The sequence below is a fragment of the Microcoleus sp. F10-B2 genome, from assembly GCF_036704965.1.
GTDB lineage: Bacteria > Cyanobacteriota > Cyanobacteriia > Cyanobacteriales > Microcoleaceae > Microcoleus.
The window spans coordinates 13,059-32,387 of sequence record NZ_JAUBTB010000028.1; the positions used below are offsets into that span (position 1 = coordinate 13,059).

General features: G+C 43.5%; 17 protein-coding genes, 1 tRNA gene and 1 pseudogene. 7 read left to right on the top strand and 12 right to left on the bottom strand.

Annotated features, from left to right (window positions below; genetic code table 11):
• The first annotated feature begins 230 nt into the window (after positions 1-230).
• Positions 231-869 (top strand): Uma2 family endonuclease, encoded by a 639-nt coding sequence (locus QUA99_RS13095; protein ID WP_333237120.1) that lies wholly within the window; start codon positions 231-233, stop codon positions 867-869.
• Between the two features lie 128 nt (positions 870-997).
• Positions 998-2,209: a pentapeptide repeat-containing protein gene (locus QUA99_RS13100; RefSeq protein ID WP_333237122.1), complete on the top strand. Its 1,212-nt coding sequence runs from the start codon at positions 998-1,000 to the stop codon at positions 2,207-2,209.
• A gap of 78 nt (positions 2,210-2,287) precedes the next feature.
• On the opposite strand, the gene QUA99_RS13105 is transcribed toward QUA99_RS13100, so the two are convergent.
• From QUA99_RS13105 to trhO, 11 genes are all read right to left on the bottom strand, one after another.
• Positions 2,288-2,479: a hypothetical protein gene (locus QUA99_RS13105; RefSeq protein WP_333237124.1), complete on the bottom strand. Its 192-nt coding sequence runs from the start codon at positions 2,477-2,479 to the stop codon at positions 2,288-2,290.
• Positions 2,480-2,816: 337 nt separating this feature from the next.
• Positions 2,817-3,035, bottom strand: coding sequence for a response regulator (locus QUA99_RS13110; protein WP_333237216.1), 219 nt, complete (start codon positions 3,033-3,035; stop codon positions 2,817-2,819).
• A gap of 227 nt (positions 3,036-3,262) precedes the next feature.
• Positions 3,263-3,643, bottom strand: a complete 381-nt coding sequence (locus QUA99_RS13115) for a response regulator (protein WP_333237218.1) — start codon at positions 3,641-3,643, stop codon at positions 3,263-3,265.
• A gap of 125 nt (positions 3,644-3,768) precedes the next feature.
• Positions 3,769-4,056, bottom strand: a complete 288-nt coding sequence (locus tag QUA99_RS13120; protein ID WP_333237126.1) for a hypothetical protein — start codon at positions 4,054-4,056, stop codon at positions 3,769-3,771.
• A gap of 103 nt (positions 4,057-4,159) precedes the next feature.
• Complete coding sequence (locus tag QUA99_RS13125) at positions 4,160-4,330, bottom strand: hypothetical protein (protein ID WP_333237128.1); 171 nt, start codon at positions 4,328-4,330, stop codon at positions 4,160-4,162.
• 116 nt (positions 4,331-4,446) lie between these two features.
• Positions 4,447-4,827, bottom strand: a complete 381-nt coding sequence (locus QUA99_RS13130; protein WP_333237129.1) for a response regulator — start codon at positions 4,825-4,827, stop codon at positions 4,447-4,449.
• 57 nt (positions 4,828-4,884) lie between these two features.
• A complete protein-coding gene (locus QUA99_RS13135) occupies positions 4,885-8,319 on the bottom strand; it encodes a PAS domain S-box protein (protein ID WP_333237130.1) in 3,435 nt (1,144 codons plus the stop codon).
• 247 nt (positions 8,320-8,566) lie between these two features.
• A complete protein-coding gene (locus tag QUA99_RS13140; protein ID WP_333237132.1) occupies positions 8,567-10,495 on the bottom strand; it encodes a response regulator in 1,929 nt (642 codons plus the stop codon).
• Positions 10,496-10,774: 279 nt separating this feature from the next.
• Positions 10,775-14,110, bottom strand: coding sequence for a protein DpdE (gene dpdE, locus QUA99_RS13145; RefSeq protein WP_333237134.1), 3,336 nt, complete (start codon positions 14,108-14,110; stop codon positions 10,775-10,777).
• A gap of 331 nt (positions 14,111-14,441) precedes the next feature.
• Positions 14,442-15,098 (bottom strand): glutathione S-transferase, encoded by a 657-nt coding sequence (locus QUA99_RS13150; protein ID WP_333237136.1) that lies wholly within the window; start codon positions 15,096-15,098, stop codon positions 14,442-14,444.
• A 256-nt stretch (positions 15,099-15,354) separates the two neighbouring features.
• Entirely contained in the window at positions 15,355-16,302 is a 948-nt protein-coding gene (gene trhO, locus QUA99_RS13155) for an oxygen-dependent tRNA uridine(34) hydroxylase TrhO (RefSeq protein WP_333237139.1), read from the bottom strand.
• Positions 16,303-16,515: 213 nt separating this feature from the next.
• On the opposite strand from trhO, the gene QUA99_RS13160 reads away from it, so the two are divergent.
• The 5 genes and pseudogenes from QUA99_RS13160 to QUA99_RS13180 all read left to right on the top strand — a co-directional run bounded on the left by QUA99_RS13160 (position 16,516) and on the right by QUA99_RS13180 (position 19,021).
• Complete coding sequence (locus QUA99_RS13160; protein ID WP_333237141.1) at positions 16,516-16,803, top strand: Arm DNA-binding domain-containing protein; 288 nt, start codon at positions 16,516-16,518, stop codon at positions 16,801-16,803.
• 78 nt (positions 16,804-16,881) lie between these two features.
• Positions 16,882-17,049 carry a hypothetical protein gene (locus QUA99_RS13165; protein ID WP_333237143.1) on the top strand — a complete coding sequence of 56 codons (168 nt, stop codon included), beginning with the start codon at positions 16,882-16,884 and terminating at the stop codon, positions 17,047-17,049.
• A gap of 178 nt (positions 17,050-17,227) precedes the next feature.
• Positions 17,228-17,410, top strand: a complete 183-nt coding sequence (locus QUA99_RS13170) for a hypothetical protein (protein WP_333237144.1) — start codon at positions 17,228-17,230, stop codon at positions 17,408-17,410.
• Positions 17,411-17,587: 177 nt separating this feature from the next.
• A pseudogene (locus tag QUA99_RS13175) lies at positions 17,588-18,312 on the top strand (IS1 family transposase).
• 289 nt (positions 18,313-18,601) lie between these two features.
• Entirely contained in the window at positions 18,602-19,021 is a 420-nt protein-coding gene (locus QUA99_RS13180) for a hypothetical protein (RefSeq protein WP_333237146.1), read from the top strand.
• A 159-nt stretch (positions 19,022-19,180) separates the two neighbouring features.
• On the opposite strand, the gene QUA99_RS13185 is transcribed toward QUA99_RS13180, so the two are convergent.
• Positions 19,181-19,254: transfer RNA gene (locus QUA99_RS13185), tRNA-Arg, on the bottom strand.
• Between the last annotated feature and the right edge of the window lie 75 nt (positions 19,255-19,329).

Here is a 19,329-nt window from a genome sequence, read left to right on the forward strand (position 1 = left end):
CCGCACATATTTTAACTCATTAATTAGAGAGCGATTGAGCTTTGTTCGATGGATGATATAATGTAAAAGTGCAAAGGAATGAAGCATAAAACTAGCACGATCATTCAAAACAATTTGGTTGATAACCCCTGATTTATTCGCGGGAGAAATCTAAAATCTAAAATCGTTCTCCTCTAGCGATCGCCCCGAAGTCTAAAATCTAAAATCTAAAATCTAAAATCTAAAATCAGATGACTGCTAAAACTCTCGCCCCCCCGGAACAAATTGTCCAGCTATCGGGTATCAGTTGGCAAACCTACGAAACTTTGCTTGCCGAAATCGGCGATCGGCAAATTCGACTGACATATAATCGTGGCAATTTGAAAATTATGGTGCCATCCCCAGAACACGAACGTTTCAAAACAATAATGGGTCGATTTGTTGAAACCTTAGCTGAAGAATTAGATGTGAGAATTGAACCCCTTGGTTCCACAACTTTCAAACGTCCTGAACTTAGCGGTGCAGAACCGGATGAATGTTTTTACATTCAGAATATTAGTGCAGTTAAAGGCAAAAAAAGAATCGACCTGAATCAAGATCCTCCGCCAGATTTAGTGGTGGAAATTGACATTACCAGCCGTTCGGAAAATACCTTGCAGGTTTATGCGGATCTGGGAGTGCCGGAAGTTTGGATTTATAATGGATCGCGACTCAGAATCCACAGATTAGAAAATGGAGAATACGTTGAGGGCGAGATCAGTTTAGCATTTCCCAGCTTACCGATATTAGAGATTGTCAGATTTTTGGAACAATCAGAAACAATGGACTATTTGGAATTAGTAAAAGCATTTCGGAATTGGGTAAAAAGCCAAATTCAGCAAAACCGATGAAGGGCGGATAAAATTAAACAAAATTTCCAGTCTCAATGGATAAAAAAATGCTGTAGTGTGATAGATTAAAAATTAAGCCCTCCTCGAAATCTCCATCACAGTCTGGCAAAGCCAGCACATCTACCGATATGCGATCGCTAGAGTCTCACAACAAATATCCAGATTGCTTGTGGATGCAATTAGAAGCAATTCCAGTTGCATCGGTTGCAGCCCAAACCCAGCAGCTCGACATTCACTTGAGCTTGAATTTTAACGAGCATTGGGAACCCCTGCTAGGTGGTCGCGTCAAATTTGGCCTGCAAGGCGGGACGCTCAAGCTCAATTTAGAAAACTGCGAAATTCCCGTAGCATCGCGTCAGTTAGTCGGTTCTTTCAAGCTTTCGCCAATAGAAGAAACGCAGCTTATTCAAAGCAGTTCAGAAGTTTTATTAACTGAAAATCTGCGGGGAGTTCGAGACAGCCATCATGCGGAAAAAATAAATGAAACGGACTGCACGTTTTGTCACATTTCCACAATAGGCGATGATACAAGGCCCGCTTGGATATTTGCATTAGAACAGGGCAAATCAGTATTAAAAGGTTTGCTAAAAAGTGCTAAACTGGGACAATTTTCCGCCCAACCATTGCGGATGGCAGCAACTTTTGAAGTGGCGAAAGAAGATATTTATATCACCGATGCAGAGGGTTTGTGGCGGCACGATATCACGCCTAATCAACATTCAGTTTTAGAAAGAATCATCACTGTATATCTGCAAAAAAATAAACTCCAACCGGCTATCAGTTGGGCGCTATTGTCCTACAATTTGCCTCCGGTTGAACAGCGCGAGGTGGAAATTGTCCCGGAAGCTGAATCCCAATTGCAGGAAATGGTCGATCGCATTATCTCCGCTGAAACCGACAACTTTGTGGAGTTGGCAAAAATCGCCAATCTCAATCCAGCACAGGATTTCGCGGGTAGCAGCTTGCGCGGAACCACTTTAAGTGCAGTGGATTTTAGCAGCGCAAATCTCGATCGGACAAATTTCCGGGGTGCAAACTTAAGCGATGTCGATTTCAGCGACGCCAACCTGCAAAATGCCAAATTCGGCGGTGCAGATTTGAGTGGCGCTTTCTTAGGAAATGCTGATTTAAGCGGCGCAGATTTGTACAAAGCAAGTCTAGCTTTAGCTAACCTCAGCGGTGCCAATTTGAGCGGCGCAAACCTGCTGGAAGTGAACTTAACAAATACTAATTTCAGCGGTGCGAATGTCGAGTCAGCCAGATTCGGGAACAATTCAGGAATGGATGAGGAGATGCAGGTGAATCTACAGCAGCGAGGCGCAATTTTTGAGGAGGTTTAGCCGGTAAGTGCGAATCCCTTTCATCCATCTGCGTCCATCGTGGCACGGGCGTCTCGCCTGTGCGATGGAATTTCACCTTTAAACTGCCGCCTCTGAAAAAAGTTGCTTCTTAATCTTTAACTCTCTAACTAAATTTATAGAGGGCGATGAACCGTAGCTGTTAAGAGGGCAAACAGGCATTTCTTGCCAACACTGATGGCAAAACCAGTAGACTTGACTTTGGCGAACGTGACGCACCAGTTGATTCGTGCAGCAAGGACAGCTTGTCATAAAAACCTCTTTTTTATCGACGAAAGTGTATTTGTCTTTTGTTGCCAAGTGCTGTAAGTTGGGTTGAAGCAGCAACTTTATGAATGTAGAGGTAAGAAGTAAAGATTTGGTAAAGAATACAAAGTTGTTAAGGAATTGATGCAAATCGAAAGATTTCGTAAAAATAGCAATAACTGAGATAAATTGTATCCAACAATCCCCTGGTTCCCAGAGAGGATACTCAGTCTCAATCCCAACCCAACACCTTCGCAATCTCCACGGCAAGCATAGTTGGATCGAGAGGATTGACGATCGCTGCTGCAAGTTGAGATTCGTGGAACCAACTCTGTTGCAAATCTCACCATTTGGCTTTGAGAGTTAGCAGCAGAACCGGAATCTCTTCGGTTTCGGGTGTGGTTTTTAGTTGTTTTAGAAATAGCAATCCATCTATTTCGCCGATAGAAACCTCCCAAATAATCGCATCGGGCTGATAGAAACTTGCTTGTCGCAAGCCTTCTAAACTCGAACTCGCAGCTTCCACCTTCCCACCTACTATATCAGTCAAGCAAGCCTGAATTACCCTCCGCTACAGTCAGATTTTTGTGAATTAATAAAAGTCTTTTTGTACTCATACCAATAACTTGCAAACCCTTCATTTATTTTTTGAACAGCCTGTCCAATAGTAAGCGTGTCTGGGTTTTTGGCGGGGTTGTCACGCCCCCAGGGTGAGTTTGGGAAGCCTACCAATAGGGATACTAAGATTGTCAAGTCTGAAGAATCCTGGGTCGGCCAGACCGGGGAGTATCAATCATTCCATCCCAATATCTCTGCCACTTTTCCCGGCAGGCTGGTGGCTTCAAATGGTTTGCGAATTACCCCAGCAACACCCATTTCGGCAAATTCAGCGATATCGCTTGACATAACTCTTGCTGTCAGCAGAATCACTGGAATCGATCGAGTTATGGGATCGGATCGGAGATGAGCGTACACAGCAAACCCATCCATTCCCGGCATTGATAAATCCAGCAAAATAGCGTTAGGTCGTTCTGTTTGTAGGAGTTGTAAACATTCTTCTCCTGATTCCGCCACCAGGGTGTTCCATCCCGCGAGGTCTTCCAGGCACAACTGTACCAGTTCGCGGAGGTGTTCTTGGTCATCAACGATGAGAATTTGTTTCCCTTTCATCTTGTTTTCGGGCAGGAGACTGCCATCGTAATTAGCTACTTGCAAAGCGTTCATTTTTTTTGTTGATTATAAATTAATTTTTTGGTTGCCAATTGGGTCTCAAATACACATCTTTGAGCGATTGCTTAAAGATGTGTATTTGAGACTTGAATCCGAACTTGGGATGGCTGAACTCTCAACTCTTTAGCAAGCTGAATTGTTAAACCATCCGAGTGTATTTCCGTTCCATAGGTTTCAGGATGTACGCGGTGGGGCAACGGGATGAGACTTTGAAATCCACTAGGAAGGAAATAACCTTCTACTCCCGCAGCTTCGGTAGGTTGACCTTGGATTAAAACAGTTTCTGGAGTGATTTGGAGATTCAATTTGACAAGATGAATGTCCCAAATGTCAACTTTAAGGATAAGTGTCACATCATGTCCGGTCAATTAACCATGATTCCTGTAGGGGCGGGTTCGCCAAGATATTGAATAGAAACGGGAAAATCTGTAAACCCGCCCCGGCCTTTAATCGCGGTCAATCTATGGGACATGATATCACATCCTTTTCTTGAATTTTAATGCCTGCGATCGGTATTTCCTCTGTATGAGCAATCCAAAGTGTGGATTGCTGACAGGCATTGAGCCAAGCGGAAAATGAACCTGCGAAATCCTGATTTAGATCGTTCAAAGCCTGAAAAGCATTCATTGAGTCTCCTCCTAATGCAAAGAACTTTTAGCTGCATAACAGGAGACTAAATAGCAACGGTAAGGAATTGGTAAAGATGCCGTTATTGTTACAAAACTTCACAAAAATGGTGAAAGTTATTCAACCCATCCCAAAATCTCTGCTACTTCTTCCGTCAGGGTGATGGGTTGGATGGGTTTGGAAATTACTCCAGCTACCGCCATCTGGGCAAATTTAGCCCGATCGCTGGGCAAAACTTTCGCTGTCAGCAGAATCACTGGAATCGATCGGGTAATCGGATCGGACTGGAGGATCTCGTACACAGCAAACCCATCCATTCCCGGCATAGATACATCGAGCAAAATGGCGTTGGGTTGTTCTATTTGCAGTATTTGTAAACATTCCTCTCCCGATCCTGCCCCCACTGTTTCCCATCCGCCTAAATCTTCTAAGCAGGCCTGCACAAGTTCCCGAAGGTGTTCTTCATCGTCAACAACTAGAATTTGTCTGTCAGTCATGGGATTTTGGATTGGAGATTTTGGATTTGGGATTGATGCTACAGATTAATCTAAGGGTTATTCCATGGTGGCTAAGGGTAGGGTAAAGCAAAATGTGCTGCCTTCACCTAAGATACTTTCCGCCCAAATTTTGCCGCCATGCCGCTCAACTATACTGCGACAGATTGCTAAACCTAAACCAGTGCCTCCTTTTTCACGGGAGTCGGAGGCATCAACTTGCTGAAATCGCCCAAAAATGAGTTCTAGTTTATCGGCAGGAATGCCTCGCCCGCGATCGCTAACTTGGAACAGCACAAAGTCTGTCTGGTTTTCGGCACTTAGATGAATTGTGGAATCGGCAGGTGAGAATTTAATCGCATTACTGAGCAAATTTGTTAAGGTTTGGACGATCGCATCTCTTGTTGCCCAGACTTCTGAATCGGTGGGATTAACGATTAATGAGATTTGCTGTTGAGTAGCCAGAGCCTGCATGCTATCTACTGCTTGCTGCATCAAATCGGCAGCTTTGCAAACGGTTTTCTCGACAATTGCCCGCCCGGAGTCTAGGCGCTCCAAATCTAAAATATCATTAACCAGGTTCACTAATCGATTGGTATCGAGGTGGGCAATTTCAATCATGCGTCTAGATTTTTCGGGCTTTTTATCGTAAACCCCACTTTTTATTAGTCCCAATGACATTTGGATTCCTGCCAAAGGAGTGCGAAGTTCATGGCTGACAATACCAATGAACTCATTTTTAATCTGTTCTAGCTTTTGTCGTTCGGTAATATCTTCCCCAATGCTGATAGTTCCAATGATGTTTCCCTCTGAATCTTGCAGCATGGTATTGTTCCAGGCAATAAATCGTTCGTCACCCGATTTGGTTAAGATCAAATTTTGATAATAGGGATGATAGTTATGGGCTAAAACTTCAGAAAAAACCACTTGAATCGATTGTTGATTAGAAGGGGGTAAGAAGTTTTCAAACCAATTTTTTCCTAAAACTTCTGGGTGAGTATATCCTGTAATTTTTAAGAAAAAAGGATTAACATAATTAATATTTCCCCATTGATCGAGTCCGACAACAATCAACTGCACGTTATCCAAGAGCGATCGCCAGCGTCGTTCGGCTTCCCGGATGGTGGCTTCGGCTTGCTGACGTTCTTGCAGTTCTAGCTGAAGTTGTCGGTAGAGTTTGGATTGCTGGATAGCGATCGACAATTGGCTGGCAATCTGTTCAAGTAATTCTATTTCCCAGGATTTCCATTGACGAGGTGCAGTATTTTGGTAGATAGCTAACAAACCCCAGAGATTTTCTCTCAAAAATATCGGAAAAACAGCATAACTTTTTGCTTGCAATTGTTCCACTAGCTCGATATGACAGGGTTGAAGTTCAGCACAGTAAATATTATTAACCACAAAACTTTCATGATTTCGGAATCGACCGCCTTGAGTTTCTTGCAGATAGGTATCTACACAATTTTTTTGAAGATCGCTTCCTATCAGTTTTCTCCAACCCTCACCAACTGACTCGACGACAAAATCACCACTCCAATCAGGATTAAATCGGTAAATGGCAGTGCGATCACTTTGTAATGTCTGCCTGATTTCAGTAACAGCAGTATTTAGGACGGCATTCAGATCCAAAGATTGGCGAATTCCTTGAGTAATCCTCCAGAGCAAATTTTCCTTTCTAGATTTCTGTAGTAAGGCTGCTTCCGCCTCTTGTCGAACTTCTTCGAGGTGCTTCGCTATTGTGATATCTTGATGAACGGCCACCAGAACATCGCCATAGTCGGAATGATTGAATACAGAGCAAGTTGCACTACACCAAAATGGAGTCCCATCTTTCTTGACATTATGAACTTCATAGCTGAATTCACTGTTTTGTAAAACTGCAGACCGAATAGCTTGATTTACATCTTCAGCACTTACCGATTCGCTAGGATAGTTCACTATCGAAACGTGCTGACCGTTAAGTTCACCACACTCATAGCCAAACATCCGCTCAAATTTAGGATTGGCATAGACAATAACTCCATTATCTGCTCTTACTAAACAAATGCCTTCCGCCATATTGCGGGTAATGACAGCCTGAAGCTCAAGCATTTGTTCGGCTTGTTTAAGTTTAGTCAGATCGCGCAGACTGACGATTACCCCTACAATCTTTTCGGCTATATCACGTAAAGGCGTATAGGTAACGCTCAAAAATTGCCTGACTAAAGTGGGAGAGTCAAACCAGTTTTCAGACTGAATTGTTTCGCCAGCCAAACATCTGTCTAACCTAGGTTTTATCAAGTGATCGAATACGTCTGCATCCAGGATATTTCTAACAGAATTTCCGATAACTTCGCTTTCAGATTTGTTGCACCAAGTCAAATAAGCTTGATTAACTATTTGATAAATATAGTTGCTATTCATCAGTACAATCATATCTGTTGTATGGAAGAGGATTCGTTCATATTGGCGGAATGCTTCTTCAGTACGTTTGCGATCGGTGATATCAAATACGCTAGAACGACTCATCATGAAGTTACCTGCTTCATCATAAATTGCTGTAGCATTTAAGTTGATCCAAATGGGTTTTCCGTTTTTGTTCAATAGCTGAAACTCTAAATTGTTGATCCAGCCTTGTTGTTTAAATAATGGAAAGTTTTGATAAAAAGTTTTTTGACTGTCAAGCGTAATTAAATCTACAAATTTCTTTTTATGCACAATTTCATCGCGGGTATAGCCTAACCAATTCAGTTCCGTATCATTAATCATAATTATGGTTCCTGCTGCATCTAGGGAATGATAGCCACAGGGAGAATTATTATAGAGGTCTTCAACTTGATTGATATATTGTTGCAAGCTATGGTTGACTTCAGTGAGTTCTGCTGTCCGTTCTATGACTCGTTGTTCGAGTTCAGTATTGAGTTGTTGTAGGGCAATTTCTGCTTGTTGCCGCTCCCTCAGTTCCGTTTGTACTCGCTCAAATAAATCAGCTTGCTGAATGGCAATTCCAGCTTGAGTTGCTAGCTGTCGCATGAGTTCAATTTCTGATGGTTGCCATTCGCGAGGTGCTGCACACTGATGGGCAATCAATAATCCCCAAAGTTCTTCTCCCTCAAGGATAGGAATAACCAGGTTAGCTCTCACTTGAAAATTTGCCAGGAATTCCCGGTGACAAGTATCAATTCCGGCAGTATAAATATCTGATTTAGAGGTGAATAAGCCTTGTTTGAAGGGTTCGATATAGCTTTCACTCAAGCAAGGATCGTGGATCTGAGTGGATAAGATTGGTGTCCATTCTGAACCAACGGACTCTACCACCACCTTTCCGCTCCAGTCTGGAGCAAATTGGAAGATAATTACGCGATCGCATTGCAGAACGTTTCTGAGGTCAGTTACCGTAGTGTTGAGAATATCTTCTAGTTTGAGGGATGCGGAGAGAGAAAGTGCTGTTTTAGCCAGGATTGGGTGTGGCTGTTGTTGCCATTTCCCATAATCTTCATTAGTATGTTCTATCATTAATCTACCTAATTAATTACATTTTTTATATTGAGGCAGAAACCGGGTTTTTACCCCTCGTGCGTAAGTTCTATTTAAGTATTTTAGGACTTAAGCTGTCGCGCATTTAAATTGTATATTCTCTGCGGGCGGGACGCCCACCCCACAAGACTTTAATTTTTTTTGACAGACAATTTAAATGCCGCAACAGCTTACGAAATCATCCCAGGTATGGGGGCAACCACGGGGGGTTTGCTCCGACAAAACACTATATATTCAGGCTATGGGTAAGTCCTATATTTCTCGGCTTAAGTAAAGGACGAGCGCGCCTGATTCGACTGAGTACCCGCGTCACTAATTCAGGCCCTAGTACCGGCTTGGTAATAAAATCATCGGCTCCCGCTGCAAAGGCTTGTTGGAGAGATTCTGGATCGGTATGGGCTGTCACCACTAAAATCGGTAAATTTTCCCATTGGATATCCTGTCGGACGACTTGACACAATTCTAAGCCGCTGACGATCGGCATTTCTAGATCCAGCACTACTAAATCGGGCTTAGTGCTAATTAACACCTCCCAAAATTGTTGTGGTTCTTTGAGATTTGTCACCTCAATTCCCCAAGGAGTCAGTAACGCTGATAATTGAACCAGCATCACAGGGTCATCATCTACGATTAAGACTTTGGCTTCTGAAGTTTTAGGACTGGGTAGAACACGGGTGATGGCTCGAAAAATTTGCTCGGTGGTTGCAGGTTTGTGGAGAAATTGCTTAGCACCTAAGCGCGATACAGCCAAGCGATCGGCAAGACTATCTCGTCCGGTAAAAACGATTATAGGAAGAGTAGGCGATCGCTCGGTCAATTCTCGCAGTAGCGTCAATCCATCTTCCTCTGTCTCTGCAAAGCTTAAATCTAGTAACATCACATCGGGCATTGACAAAGCAAGACGCGATCGGGCAGCAGTAATATTCGGCGCAATTTTCATCCGAAATCCCCAAGCTTCCGATTCTACTTTCAATCGCTCCGTTAATGCAGCATCATCATCAACTACCAAAACCCGATAGTTAAAATTTGAAATAGTAGAAACTGGTGCAGCCGTTGATGTAATCGGTGTTTTGTCTAATTCCTGATGTAATCCTGTCACCAATTCCGAAAAGCGGGTAATTTCCTCAGCAGTCAAAGAGCGATCGTTTATTAGCAAATTCTCTGCAGAGCGTGCCAATTTCGAGCCTTCGGGATAACCAAAAGATCCCAGAGAGCCTGCCAATTTATGAGCTTCATGTTTTGCCGCTTGCTGTAATTCTGTTGCTAATTTTCCTGCTAATAGAGCAGTTTTTGCCTCAGCCAATACAGCAATTTGTTGGTTGAAGCCTCCCCGAAACCGCTCTAAAACTTTGTCGCTCTCAGACTTATCTATCCCGCGAGATTGAGGTTTTTGGGTGCGCTCAATCCCAGGATTATTTGAACTAGATGACGCAGATTGGGGGTACGGTTTCAGTCGATAGCCCATGCCATAAACTGTTTCGATAATTTCTTCAGTTAAGCCGCCGGCCTTCAGTTTCTTTCTGACATCCTTAATATGAGTGATAATAGCGCGATCGGTTGGTGCGTCGTCAAATCCCCACAGACGATCCAAAATAGCACTGCGGCTAAAGATGCGATCGGGATTTCGCAGTAATAATTCCAGCAGATTATATTCTGTCGCTGTCAGTGAAATTATTTGTTCGCAAAATGTCACTCTACCAGCATCCAAATCTAAACAAAGACCTCCCCAAGTCAATGTATTAGCCGGTGAATTCTGAGTAGAAACTCCTGGGGAAAGTGCTTTACTGCGTCGCAATAAAGTTCGGATTCTTGCCAGTAATACTTCCGTAGCAAAAGGCTTGCTGATGTAATCATCGGCACCCGCATCGAAAAGAGCCACCACCTCCGCATCAGAATCCTTTGCCGTCATTAACAGGATCGGTTTGTGGTAGCCTTGCGATCGCAGTTGCCGACATAGACTAATTCCATCTAGTTTGGGAACCTGCACGTCTAACAAAATCAGGTCATACTCAATTGCTGCTGCCAAGTCTAGGCTCACTTGTCGATCATTTGCCCGATCGAACCCGTAATGATTTGCTTCCAACACATTTGCCAGTGTTGCACTCAGCCCTCCATCGTCCTCTACGAGCAGAATTTTTATCGGAGACTTGTTCATTTTGGCTGTGCGGTTCAATTCCCATGCGATCGACGCACTTTGATGTCAGGCCGAACCGTGGCTTTTAACTAAATCAATGCTACTCATTACTACTGCTTTTATCTTAGCATTTTTGCAGTCAAATCACCTAAAAATTGCTGTCACTTCCGCAGTTTACATAAAACGTATCACCCTTTCATCCATCTGCGTCCATCGTGGCACGGGCGTCTCGCCTGTGCTTCCGAATCGGGTCAAAAAGAGCGAACGCCCCCAAAAAGAGCGATCGCCCTCCCAAACAAATTATCCTTCATCCTCCGACTTTACAGGAGGACGCCCAGAAATCACAATAAATCCCACAGACTCAAGAGTCATGTGCGGGTGGCGAATACCAGCTAAAACCGCTTCACTCAACAAACTTTCGGTATTGATTTCATCAGCCAAAACCGATTCTAAAAGTTGTTCGGATTTAGAAAGTCGATGCAAGCGCAATTGCAATTGATTCACCCGGTTTTCGAGTTGGATAGTAGCAGTGACAGCGAAACTATTGCACATTTCCACAAAAGCCGATCGCCCGCGCAGCAATTCCTCGGATACCACCCGTCCCTTTTGACAAAAATCATCCCATTCTAGCGGATCGACAAAACTGTCAATCAGCGACGTGCGATTTTTCGACAAATTATAATCCCGATTTGGCCCGCCTTTACCCTTATAAGCCCGCTGCAAAATCGCTAGAATTTCTGCATCCTCCACCAAAGACATCTGCTCACTGCGAGCATCTACAAACACAGTTTCAAAAGTTGGGAGGAATAGAGCATCAGCGCGGCGCTGCAAAGCTTTAAAGTTGTAATTTTCGATGTTTTGTGCTTGCAAAATTTGCCGAGCCGGCTGCACATCAGTCTGGATTGAATAATTAAACTGAAAGCCGAACCACTCCTTCCCAGGCGCAGCATCCCAACTTTCATCATGCCGCCACATTGCAAAAGCTTGACCGCGATCGTCCCAGCGAATATAAGAGCTAATTGCATCGATCAATCCCTCACCAATGCGGTAAAGAGCGACATCCGCATTTTGATAAGCAATACGGCGATTGTAACTACCATATTGCTGGCAATAAGGAACCAATCGGGTCATCAAATCGTTCGAGGGAATCAACGTTTTTTGAGTGGGTTTATAGCGCATCAACCCCGATACACTCGGATGTTCGATTTCTTTGAAGTGAAGAGCTTGACACAACCAACCTTCAGTAGCCCGCTGCATTTCTTTATGCTTAGCATCGCAGTTATCGAGAGATTCAAAATACTGAGATGCACTGTCATCAAGAGTATCAATTTCATCGAGAACGTACTGTTCATCAATTTTGATTTTCTCTTGTTCGATTTCAGTTTTAATCGCTTCAATTTCGCTGGATAAGCCCTTGCCTCCCTCAGCAAACAACTTTTCTTCAAGTTTGAGAAGTTTTTCCTCAGCATAAAACTGAAGGCTGGCAATAGATTTGTTGAAGATATCAAACCCATCTTTTAAAACTTGAAACCAAGCTTCGTGGGGACTCTCTGGCATATCCGGGCCTGCAAACAAACAACATTGCACTCCCATTTTGCTGCCAATGCGATCGACTCTGCCGAGTCTTTGTTCTAACTGATGGGGAAACCACGGCAAATCGAAGTGAACTAACCAATCTGTCAATTGCAGATTTACCCCTGCTTCGGCCGATCGATCGCACACTAAGATAAAACAATGGGGTTCAGTCTTAAACCGCTTGAGACTAGCCTCAACATCATCAGCCGATTTGCTCGTGTCATGGCTGGCGATCGCATTTTTACCAAATATTTTAGCTAAATTTTCCGCAATCTCTTTACAAGTTGCCGTAAAACTGGTAAAAATCACAATTTTCGGGAAACGCTCGCCCGGAATCGGCCGTTTAATTTGCTGTTGAATTCTCGACAGCAAATCGCGAGGATTGCTGTGATACTCGCGCGGAACCTTCAAAGCAACTGCCAAAAATCGGAGAATGGCGATTCGCAACAAACTCAGTCGATCGAGTCCTTCCTGGGGCTTTTCCAGGATGTTGAGCAAGGTTTCCAGTATTTCCTTTTCTTCGGGAAACAGCGCAGTTTTGGTCAAAATTGCCGTGTCATTTTGTCCAAATTCGCGATCGAGTTCTGGAGTCGATTTTTTCTGCAAACGAGCTTTGACCACCCGTTCTAAAAGACTCAGCCAAGTACCGGAAGCGCGGAAAAACAGCAGAAAAATTCTCTGATATTCGCTCGACTTGGGAGCGACTGTGCGCCATTTATCGAGTACGGTTTGAATTTCCGACCACTGTTCATCATTAAGATCGTACTCAGTTTTAGGGACAGCATCTCGGTCGAAAATCACATCTTCCACCGCATCGCGGCGGTTGCGAAGGATGCGGCGGTGCAGGCGGTAGGTATCGCTAACATGAGTGCGAATAGTTCGGACAAGGCGAGCCTGTTCTGCTGTTTCTTTAGTTTTCAAACAACTTTCTAACTCTGTTGCTAATCCGATTAAATAATCATCTTTGGCAAAAATAGTGCGGAGTTGAGCGAGTTTTGTTTGCAAAACAGCAGGCTTGGCATTTTCTCGGAAATCCAGCAAAGCGCGACCGATTTCTTGACGGTTTAGCACCTGTTCTTTGAAGCTTTCCAGGTCATCAAGACGGTAAGTTGTGGGATCTAGCAAGTGCAGCATCGTCAGAAAATCTTGCTCGCGGCCGAGAACTGGCGTTGCAGATAATAACAATACATTTTTGCTTTTCTGAGCTAGTTTCTGACAGAGTTCAAACGACTGCTGCTGAACACGATCGCTCGAATTTGCCATTGCCGCCACATCATGCGCTTCATCAACAATTAGAAAATCTAGGTTGGCGTTGCGGCTAATTTGATTGATGTCGCTAACAGCCACAAGCTGCACTCGGTCAGCAAAATGAGACAAATAAAATTTATTTTCTAACTCCTGCCGCCACTGTTCGAGCAGGTATTTGGGAACGAGTACCACAGCGCGTCCGTTGGGTTCATCTAGCAGAAATTGGCGGAGAATTGTGCCGGCTTCTACTGTTTTTCCCAGTCCTGGTTCGTCTGCTAATAAATAGCGCACGATTGGGTCTTCTAGGACGCGCCGGACGACTTCAACTTGGTGCGGATAGAGGTCTATGTTAGCAGAAATTAAACCCGTCATGCCGCGGCTGACTGCCCGCTGTTCGATCGCAGATTGAACGAATGCCAATCGGCGATCGTGAAAATACGGCGTTTCTTGGCCTTTGACTGCTAAAATGTCGATCGGATCGGCGATCGGGATATTGCAGCGAACGTAAAGTTCGGTTTCAACAGCTTGCAAACTTTGGCTGTCGGGGAGGTCAATTTCGTACTCTAATTTATCTTCATCCCAGTCATAAACTCGCCCAATTATCCATCTTTCCTGAGTGGTACTCCAGAGGTAGCAGCGGGTTTGGCGCTGAAGTCTGGCTTCTTGCAGCAAACCCAAGGGTACAGTTTTGCGGATGCGGTTTTTAACTGAGCAAAAATATTCAACTACGGCCTCGGTACGCGATACCTCGACAACTTTTCCGACTCCCAAATCGTTTCTGGGCGATCGAACTAACGAACCAACATCAATCATAATTTCAGCCTGACAATACTTACTAGATTACAATAAATCCTTTCCAGTTAAAACTTTTAGCAAAATGCGATTTTTGCCTGCGTCACTTTTCTAGTCAAATCACAGTCAATCTTGTATTCTGAAAAAAATAAGTTTAGCATGGTAACTCACATCTTGCACCATTCTCAAGAACTGGCTCTCCGGCCCGTTCCACAAAAGATAATTTTTCTCGCTTCACAGGCCGGAAAGCCTGTTCCTAAAAGGCTACCATTTTCTGTCCCAAGAAAACGTAGTGAAACAATCTCAAACCCTTGATTCAACGCCCTTGAGTGCGTAAGTCCTGAATAACTAATTACGAGGAAGGAAAAATCACACCTAGATTACCGGATTCCCATTTCGGATATTTCTGCATAACATTAGCGTAAATTTCTGAGTCTGTAAACCCTGTTAACCAAGCTTGTAGCTGAGGCCAAGGCTGTTGGTTGAACCAACCTTTATCTGTATGAGCGAATTGACGAACAAAAGGTGCGATCGCCATATCAGCCAATGCTATATTGTTACCAAATAAATATTTAGTGGCGCTTAACTGTGAGTTGAGTTTTTCCAGAAATAAAGAACCTTCATAACGATGTACTTGGGCATCCACACCGGGATAGCGATCGGGGTACTTATAACGATCAAGATGATATTTAAACCTATCATCAAATAGAGCGATTAGTTCCAGCATTTCTGCAACAGAACCTTGCTGTGGCATCAACCATTTTTCAGGATCGTGTTGTCTCAATGCCCACAACATGATATCGATACTTTGATCGAGTACCCGCCCGTCAACATCAATCAATATTGGTACTGTACCTTTGGCAGATACTTCCAACATCTCTGGTGGTTTGTCTCGCAAAACAACTTCCCGCAACTCACACACCCGATTGCTAACCATCAAGGCCAAGCGCGCCCGCATAGCATAGGGACAGCGGCGAAAGGAATACAAAATCGGGTATGTTGCTGACATATTATATCAATTCCGGTTGCACCGGAATTATTGTTGACTGTTGACAGTTGACTGTTAACTGGGGGTCGAAAAACTGAATGGTTGAGTGTTAACTGTTGACTCGATTTTATGATTCCGATGGCACCGAAACGATATAATTAGTCGATCGCGCGATCGGATTTTTCGGGTCAGAAACCCGGTTTCTTTCGATATTTCTCGTCGCCAAACAAGATTTTTCGTAGAAACCGGGTTTCTTTAAGCTTAGTGAATAATCATATTAGTCGCAGGTCTCATCTACTTTTTCCTTCGCCTCGTAGCGCGCGCCTATATGTACTTGGTTGCGACGCTTAGCAAGCTCAATCTGACGTTGACGTTCAGATAATCCTTGTTTTTTTGTTTCAGTTTTTGAGTCATAACAATGAGGACAACTCACACCAAGTACAAATAATTCAGAAGCCTTATCTTCCTGACTAATCGGGTGACGACAACCGCGACAAAGTTCATAATTACCCGGCTTTAAGTCCTGACCCACAGAAACCCGTTCATCAAAGACAAAACACTCACCTTCCCAACGACTTTCTGCTTCCGGCACAGTTTCCAAATATTTTAAAATTCCGCCTTCGAGATGATAGACTTCCTCAAAACCTTGACTGCGCAAAAAAGCAGTAGATTTCTCGCAGCGAATACCACCCGTACAAAACATTGCCACCTTGGGTTTATTGCGTAAAGCAGTTTCCCGCAGCACCCATTCAGGTAACTCAGAAAAGCTTTTTGTTTTGGGATTAATAGCGCCTTCAAAAGTACCCATAGATACCTCGAAGTCGTTACGCACATCAACCACGACAACATCGGGATCGTCAAGCAGCTTATTCCACTCATCAGGCTTAACATATTTGCCAGCCATCAGGCGGGGATTAATGTCTGGTACTCCCATCGTGACGATTTCGCGCTTCAAGCGTATTTTCAGGCGGTAAAAAGGTGCTTTTTCCGAGAAAGATTCCTTGTGTACCAGATCCGCAAAACGCGGGTCACTACGCAAGAATGCCAGCACTGCGTGTACGCCCTCGGACGCGCCGGCAATCGTGCCATTGATCCCTTCTTCGGCCAGCAAGATAGTGCCTTTGACGTTGTTGTTGTTGCAACAATCGAGTAGCGGTGCTTTCAGGTCAGCAAAATCAGGTAGTTCAACGAACTTATATAAAGCAGCAGTTAAGAAATAAGCCATAGATTGAATTTATAGCACTAATTAATTTTCATACTTCTATGAAAATTCAGTCAAAGCGGACGGTGGGACTCAAACCCACGACGTTCAGCATGGAAGCAGTAAGTATGACTCAGGGAACCTTATACTGGCAAAGGGTTACATCCTCTGCACAGATTTTTGTCTCCTATTTTGTCTCCAATTTGTCTCCAATTTGCCAAAATTGTCCTGTCCCTTTTGAGATTTTACCATGACCCATCCCTTAGTAGGGCTAAAAAAGGAGCAGTAGTTGTCCAGACTCGCAGTGGTAGGTTGCGCTTGCAGTTGCCCCGCCAGATTTACGGGGGCGATGGTAAATACCTGTACCTGAACCTGTCTGACAGCCCTAAAAACTGGGAACTGGCACAAGCCAAAGCCCAACTGATTGAATCTGATATCAAGTTCGAGCGTTTTGACCCTACCCTCAAAAAATACAAACCGCAAACTCACTTGACTGTTATTGAGACTGTCAAGCTCAAACCCTAACAAATTTTGACTCAGTTGTTTCAGAGTTATTTAGAATTCAAAAAAACCTGCTGTCCAGCCAGAAAATTTCACTATTTAGTGACCAGCATTCAAGCTTATATTGACCGCTGTCCTTATCAAAGTTTGTCCGAGGATGATGCTTGGCAATTGCGCCCGTGGCTGCTTGGCGACACTACTAACAGTATGACTGAGCGAGTATTGACTTACATGAATGCAGCGATTGAATGGCAGGGTAAGCTCATCTAATTTGGTATAAATTGTACTTGACAATAACTCAAATTAGTGTTCTTAAGTCAAGTCGCGATCGCCCATGATAACGCTCCCTTATTACCAATAATTTCAGGGATTTTTATTAAAAATAATCAACCGGACATGATACAATCGGGCAACTATGCCCATAATCAAATCTTGAGTAAAATACTTTATGTCTCAGGGTTTTGAGATTAAACCTGCCTCTGCTAAAAAAAGTTTCCCTTCTCACCCCGAACTCCAAAAAGTAGCAGAAATTCAAGCTATTAAACAGAGCTTAGTCCAGCATTTTGCCGACCTTAAAGACCCGAGAGTTGAGATAACTAAGAAACATCTATTGGTAGTAATAAATATGTAGTGAAGTTTAATTACAGTAATTGAATACATAGGATAATTTGATAAATAACACAATCAAATTTTATGATTTTAATATTTTTTTTACGCGCTCGAATGTAGATTTAGTTACACTTATGCTATCATAAGTAACTCTTGCTGGAATCCTTGATATCTGCCAACATTAGTTTAGTCATGTAATCTGCTATTTTTACGACCAGACTGCCCTGATTGTGGTTCAAATCACATAGTTAAAAATGGTATTATTTATAATAAAAAACCCAAATACAAATGCCAAAGTTGCGGTCGCCAATTTGTCGAAAATTCGACCAAGAAAGTAATGAGCTTCGGAAACAAAAGATTTAATCGATCGACTTCTTTTGGAGAAGATATCTTTGGCTGGTATAGCTAGAAGCACGGGTGTTTCTCAAAAATGGTTACAGGATTACGTAAATAATAAATATGCCTCAATCGAACGCACAGCAAAGGTTAAACCTAAAAAAAAAGTCAGATTGAATGTTGAATGTGATGAACTGTGGTCATTTGTAGATTGCCAAGAAAATAAGCAATGGGTGTGGCGCCGCAATCGATAGAGAAACCAGAGAAATTATTGGTGTTTATATTGGCGATCGTAGCGAAAAAGGAGCAAAACAATTATGTAATTCTTTACCTCCTGTATATCGACAATGTGCTGTTTGCTATACAGATTTTTGGGCTGCCTATGCTTGTATTTTTCCTTCGCTACGCCATCAGCCCGTTGGTAAAGACAGTGGAAAAACTAATCACATTGAAAGATTTAATAATACTTTGCGCCAACGTGTTTCTCGGCTCGTAAGAAAGACTCTTTCATTTTCTAAAAAGTTAGAAAACCATATTGGTGCTATTTGGTATTTTATTCATCATTACAACTATGTTTTGAGCCAATGAATATCTAATCACTACATATTTATCACTACCGTCGGTTATTGTATACAAATGTATACAATAACCGACAACGAGTCAAAGTCAAGTCGTATCGTTCAGGGCTTCCGGTCACTTCTTGAACTGGATAGAAGCCCAGAAGCTAGAGGGTGAGTCGATAAGTCAAGCTGCACAACGCATTCTCAAGGAAATATCAGGCACGTCTACAGCAGTGTCTACATTGTCTGCACCAAGTCACACCAAGGCACAGTCTACAGTGTCTGCAGATTTGTCTGCACGAAGCGATAACAGTGTCATGTCTACAAATGTTGCAGACATTGTAGACAAGGTTGTAAGTTCAAGTCTTGACCCCGTGATGGAGCGTATGGCCGCCATTGAGGAACGGCTGGGAAAATTGAGTGCCCCAGTGATGGCAACGATGAATGGCGAGCGGCAGGAATTGAAAGTGGCCAACAAGCAACTTGCAGAATGGGACGGGGAACTGAATCAGTTACACGAGCGCAACGACGATTTAGGGCTGAAGGTGCAGATGTTGGAGCAAGAGCTCAAGGAAACACGGCGCTCACGGGAAGCAAATACAAACTCGGCTCCGACCGTCGCAGACTTCCCAGAGTCAGCCGACTTGCTCAATCAGTTAAAAGCGCGGCGTAAAAAATCCAGAGCGGACTTAGCAGACGTGGAGACGCTCTTGGAAATGCTTGACTCCCAGAGCTAGCCCGTGTCTATAGAAAGGATGCCGGAATACCACCTGACCCAGATAGGCGGTGTTTCGCATTTGTTGTGCGAAACAAATGCGAAACAAATAAGGTTTGAGCCACTCTCTCCTTTTCGGTAAAGAACGGCTCAAAGCGTTGATGCTATTAGGTTTGCTTGACGGGTACGGCAGGACTTGAACCTGCGGCTCGCTGCTTAGAAGGCAGCTACTCTATCCAACTGAGTTACGCACCCAACTCAAAAATTGCTAACAACATTATTCTATCGGTGCAGTGTGCGATCGAGCAAGTAAATTATCTTAGGACTTAC

Excerpts from the sequence above, each read along its gene's own strand:
- QUA99_RS13095 (WP_333237120.1), top strand. The coding sequence starts at position 231 with ATGACTGCTAAAACTCTCGCCCCCCCGGAACAAATTGTCCAGCTATCG.
- QUA99_RS13100 (WP_333237122.1), top strand. The coding sequence starts at position 998 with ATGCGATCGCTAGAGTCTCACAACAAATATCCAGATTGCTTGTGGATG.
- QUA99_RS13105 (WP_333237124.1), bottom strand. The coding sequence starts at position 2,479 with ATGACAAGCTGTCCTTGCTGCACGAATCAACTGGTGCGTCACGTTCGC.
- QUA99_RS13115 (WP_333237218.1), bottom strand. The coding sequence starts at position 3,643 with ATGAAAGGGAAACAAATTCTCATCGTTGATGACCAAGAACACCTCCGC.
- QUA99_RS13125 (WP_333237128.1), bottom strand. The coding sequence starts at position 4,330 with ATGAATGCTTTTCAGGCTTTGAACGATCTAAATCAGGATTTCGCAGGT.
- QUA99_RS13130 (WP_333237129.1), bottom strand. The coding sequence starts at position 4,827 with ATGACTGACAGACAAATTCTAGTTGTTGACGATGAAGAACACCTTCGG.
- QUA99_RS13135 (WP_333237130.1), bottom strand. The coding sequence starts at position 8,319 with ATGATAGAACATACTAATGAAGATTATGGGAAATGGCAACAACAGCCA.
- QUA99_RS13140 (WP_333237132.1), bottom strand. The coding sequence starts at position 10,495 with ATGAACAAGTCTCCGATAAAAATTCTGCTCGTAGAGGACGATGGAGGG.
- dpdE (WP_333237134.1), bottom strand. The coding sequence starts at position 14,110 with ATGATTGATGTTGGTTCGTTAGTTCGATCGCCCAGAAACGATTTGGGA.
- QUA99_RS13150 (WP_333237136.1), bottom strand. The coding sequence starts at position 15,098 with ATGTCAGCAACATACCCGATTTTGTATTCCTTTCGCCGCTGTCCCTAT.
- trhO (WP_333237139.1), bottom strand. The coding sequence starts at position 16,302 with ATGGCTTATTTCTTAACTGCTGCTTTATATAAGTTCGTTGAACTACCT.
- QUA99_RS13170 (WP_333237144.1), top strand. The coding sequence starts at position 17,228 with ATGTCTCAGGGTTTTGAGATTAAACCTGCCTCTGCTAAAAAAAGTTTC.
- QUA99_RS13180 (WP_333237146.1), top strand. The coding sequence starts at position 18,602 with ATGTCTACAAATGTTGCAGACATTGTAGACAAGGTTGTAAGTTCAAGT.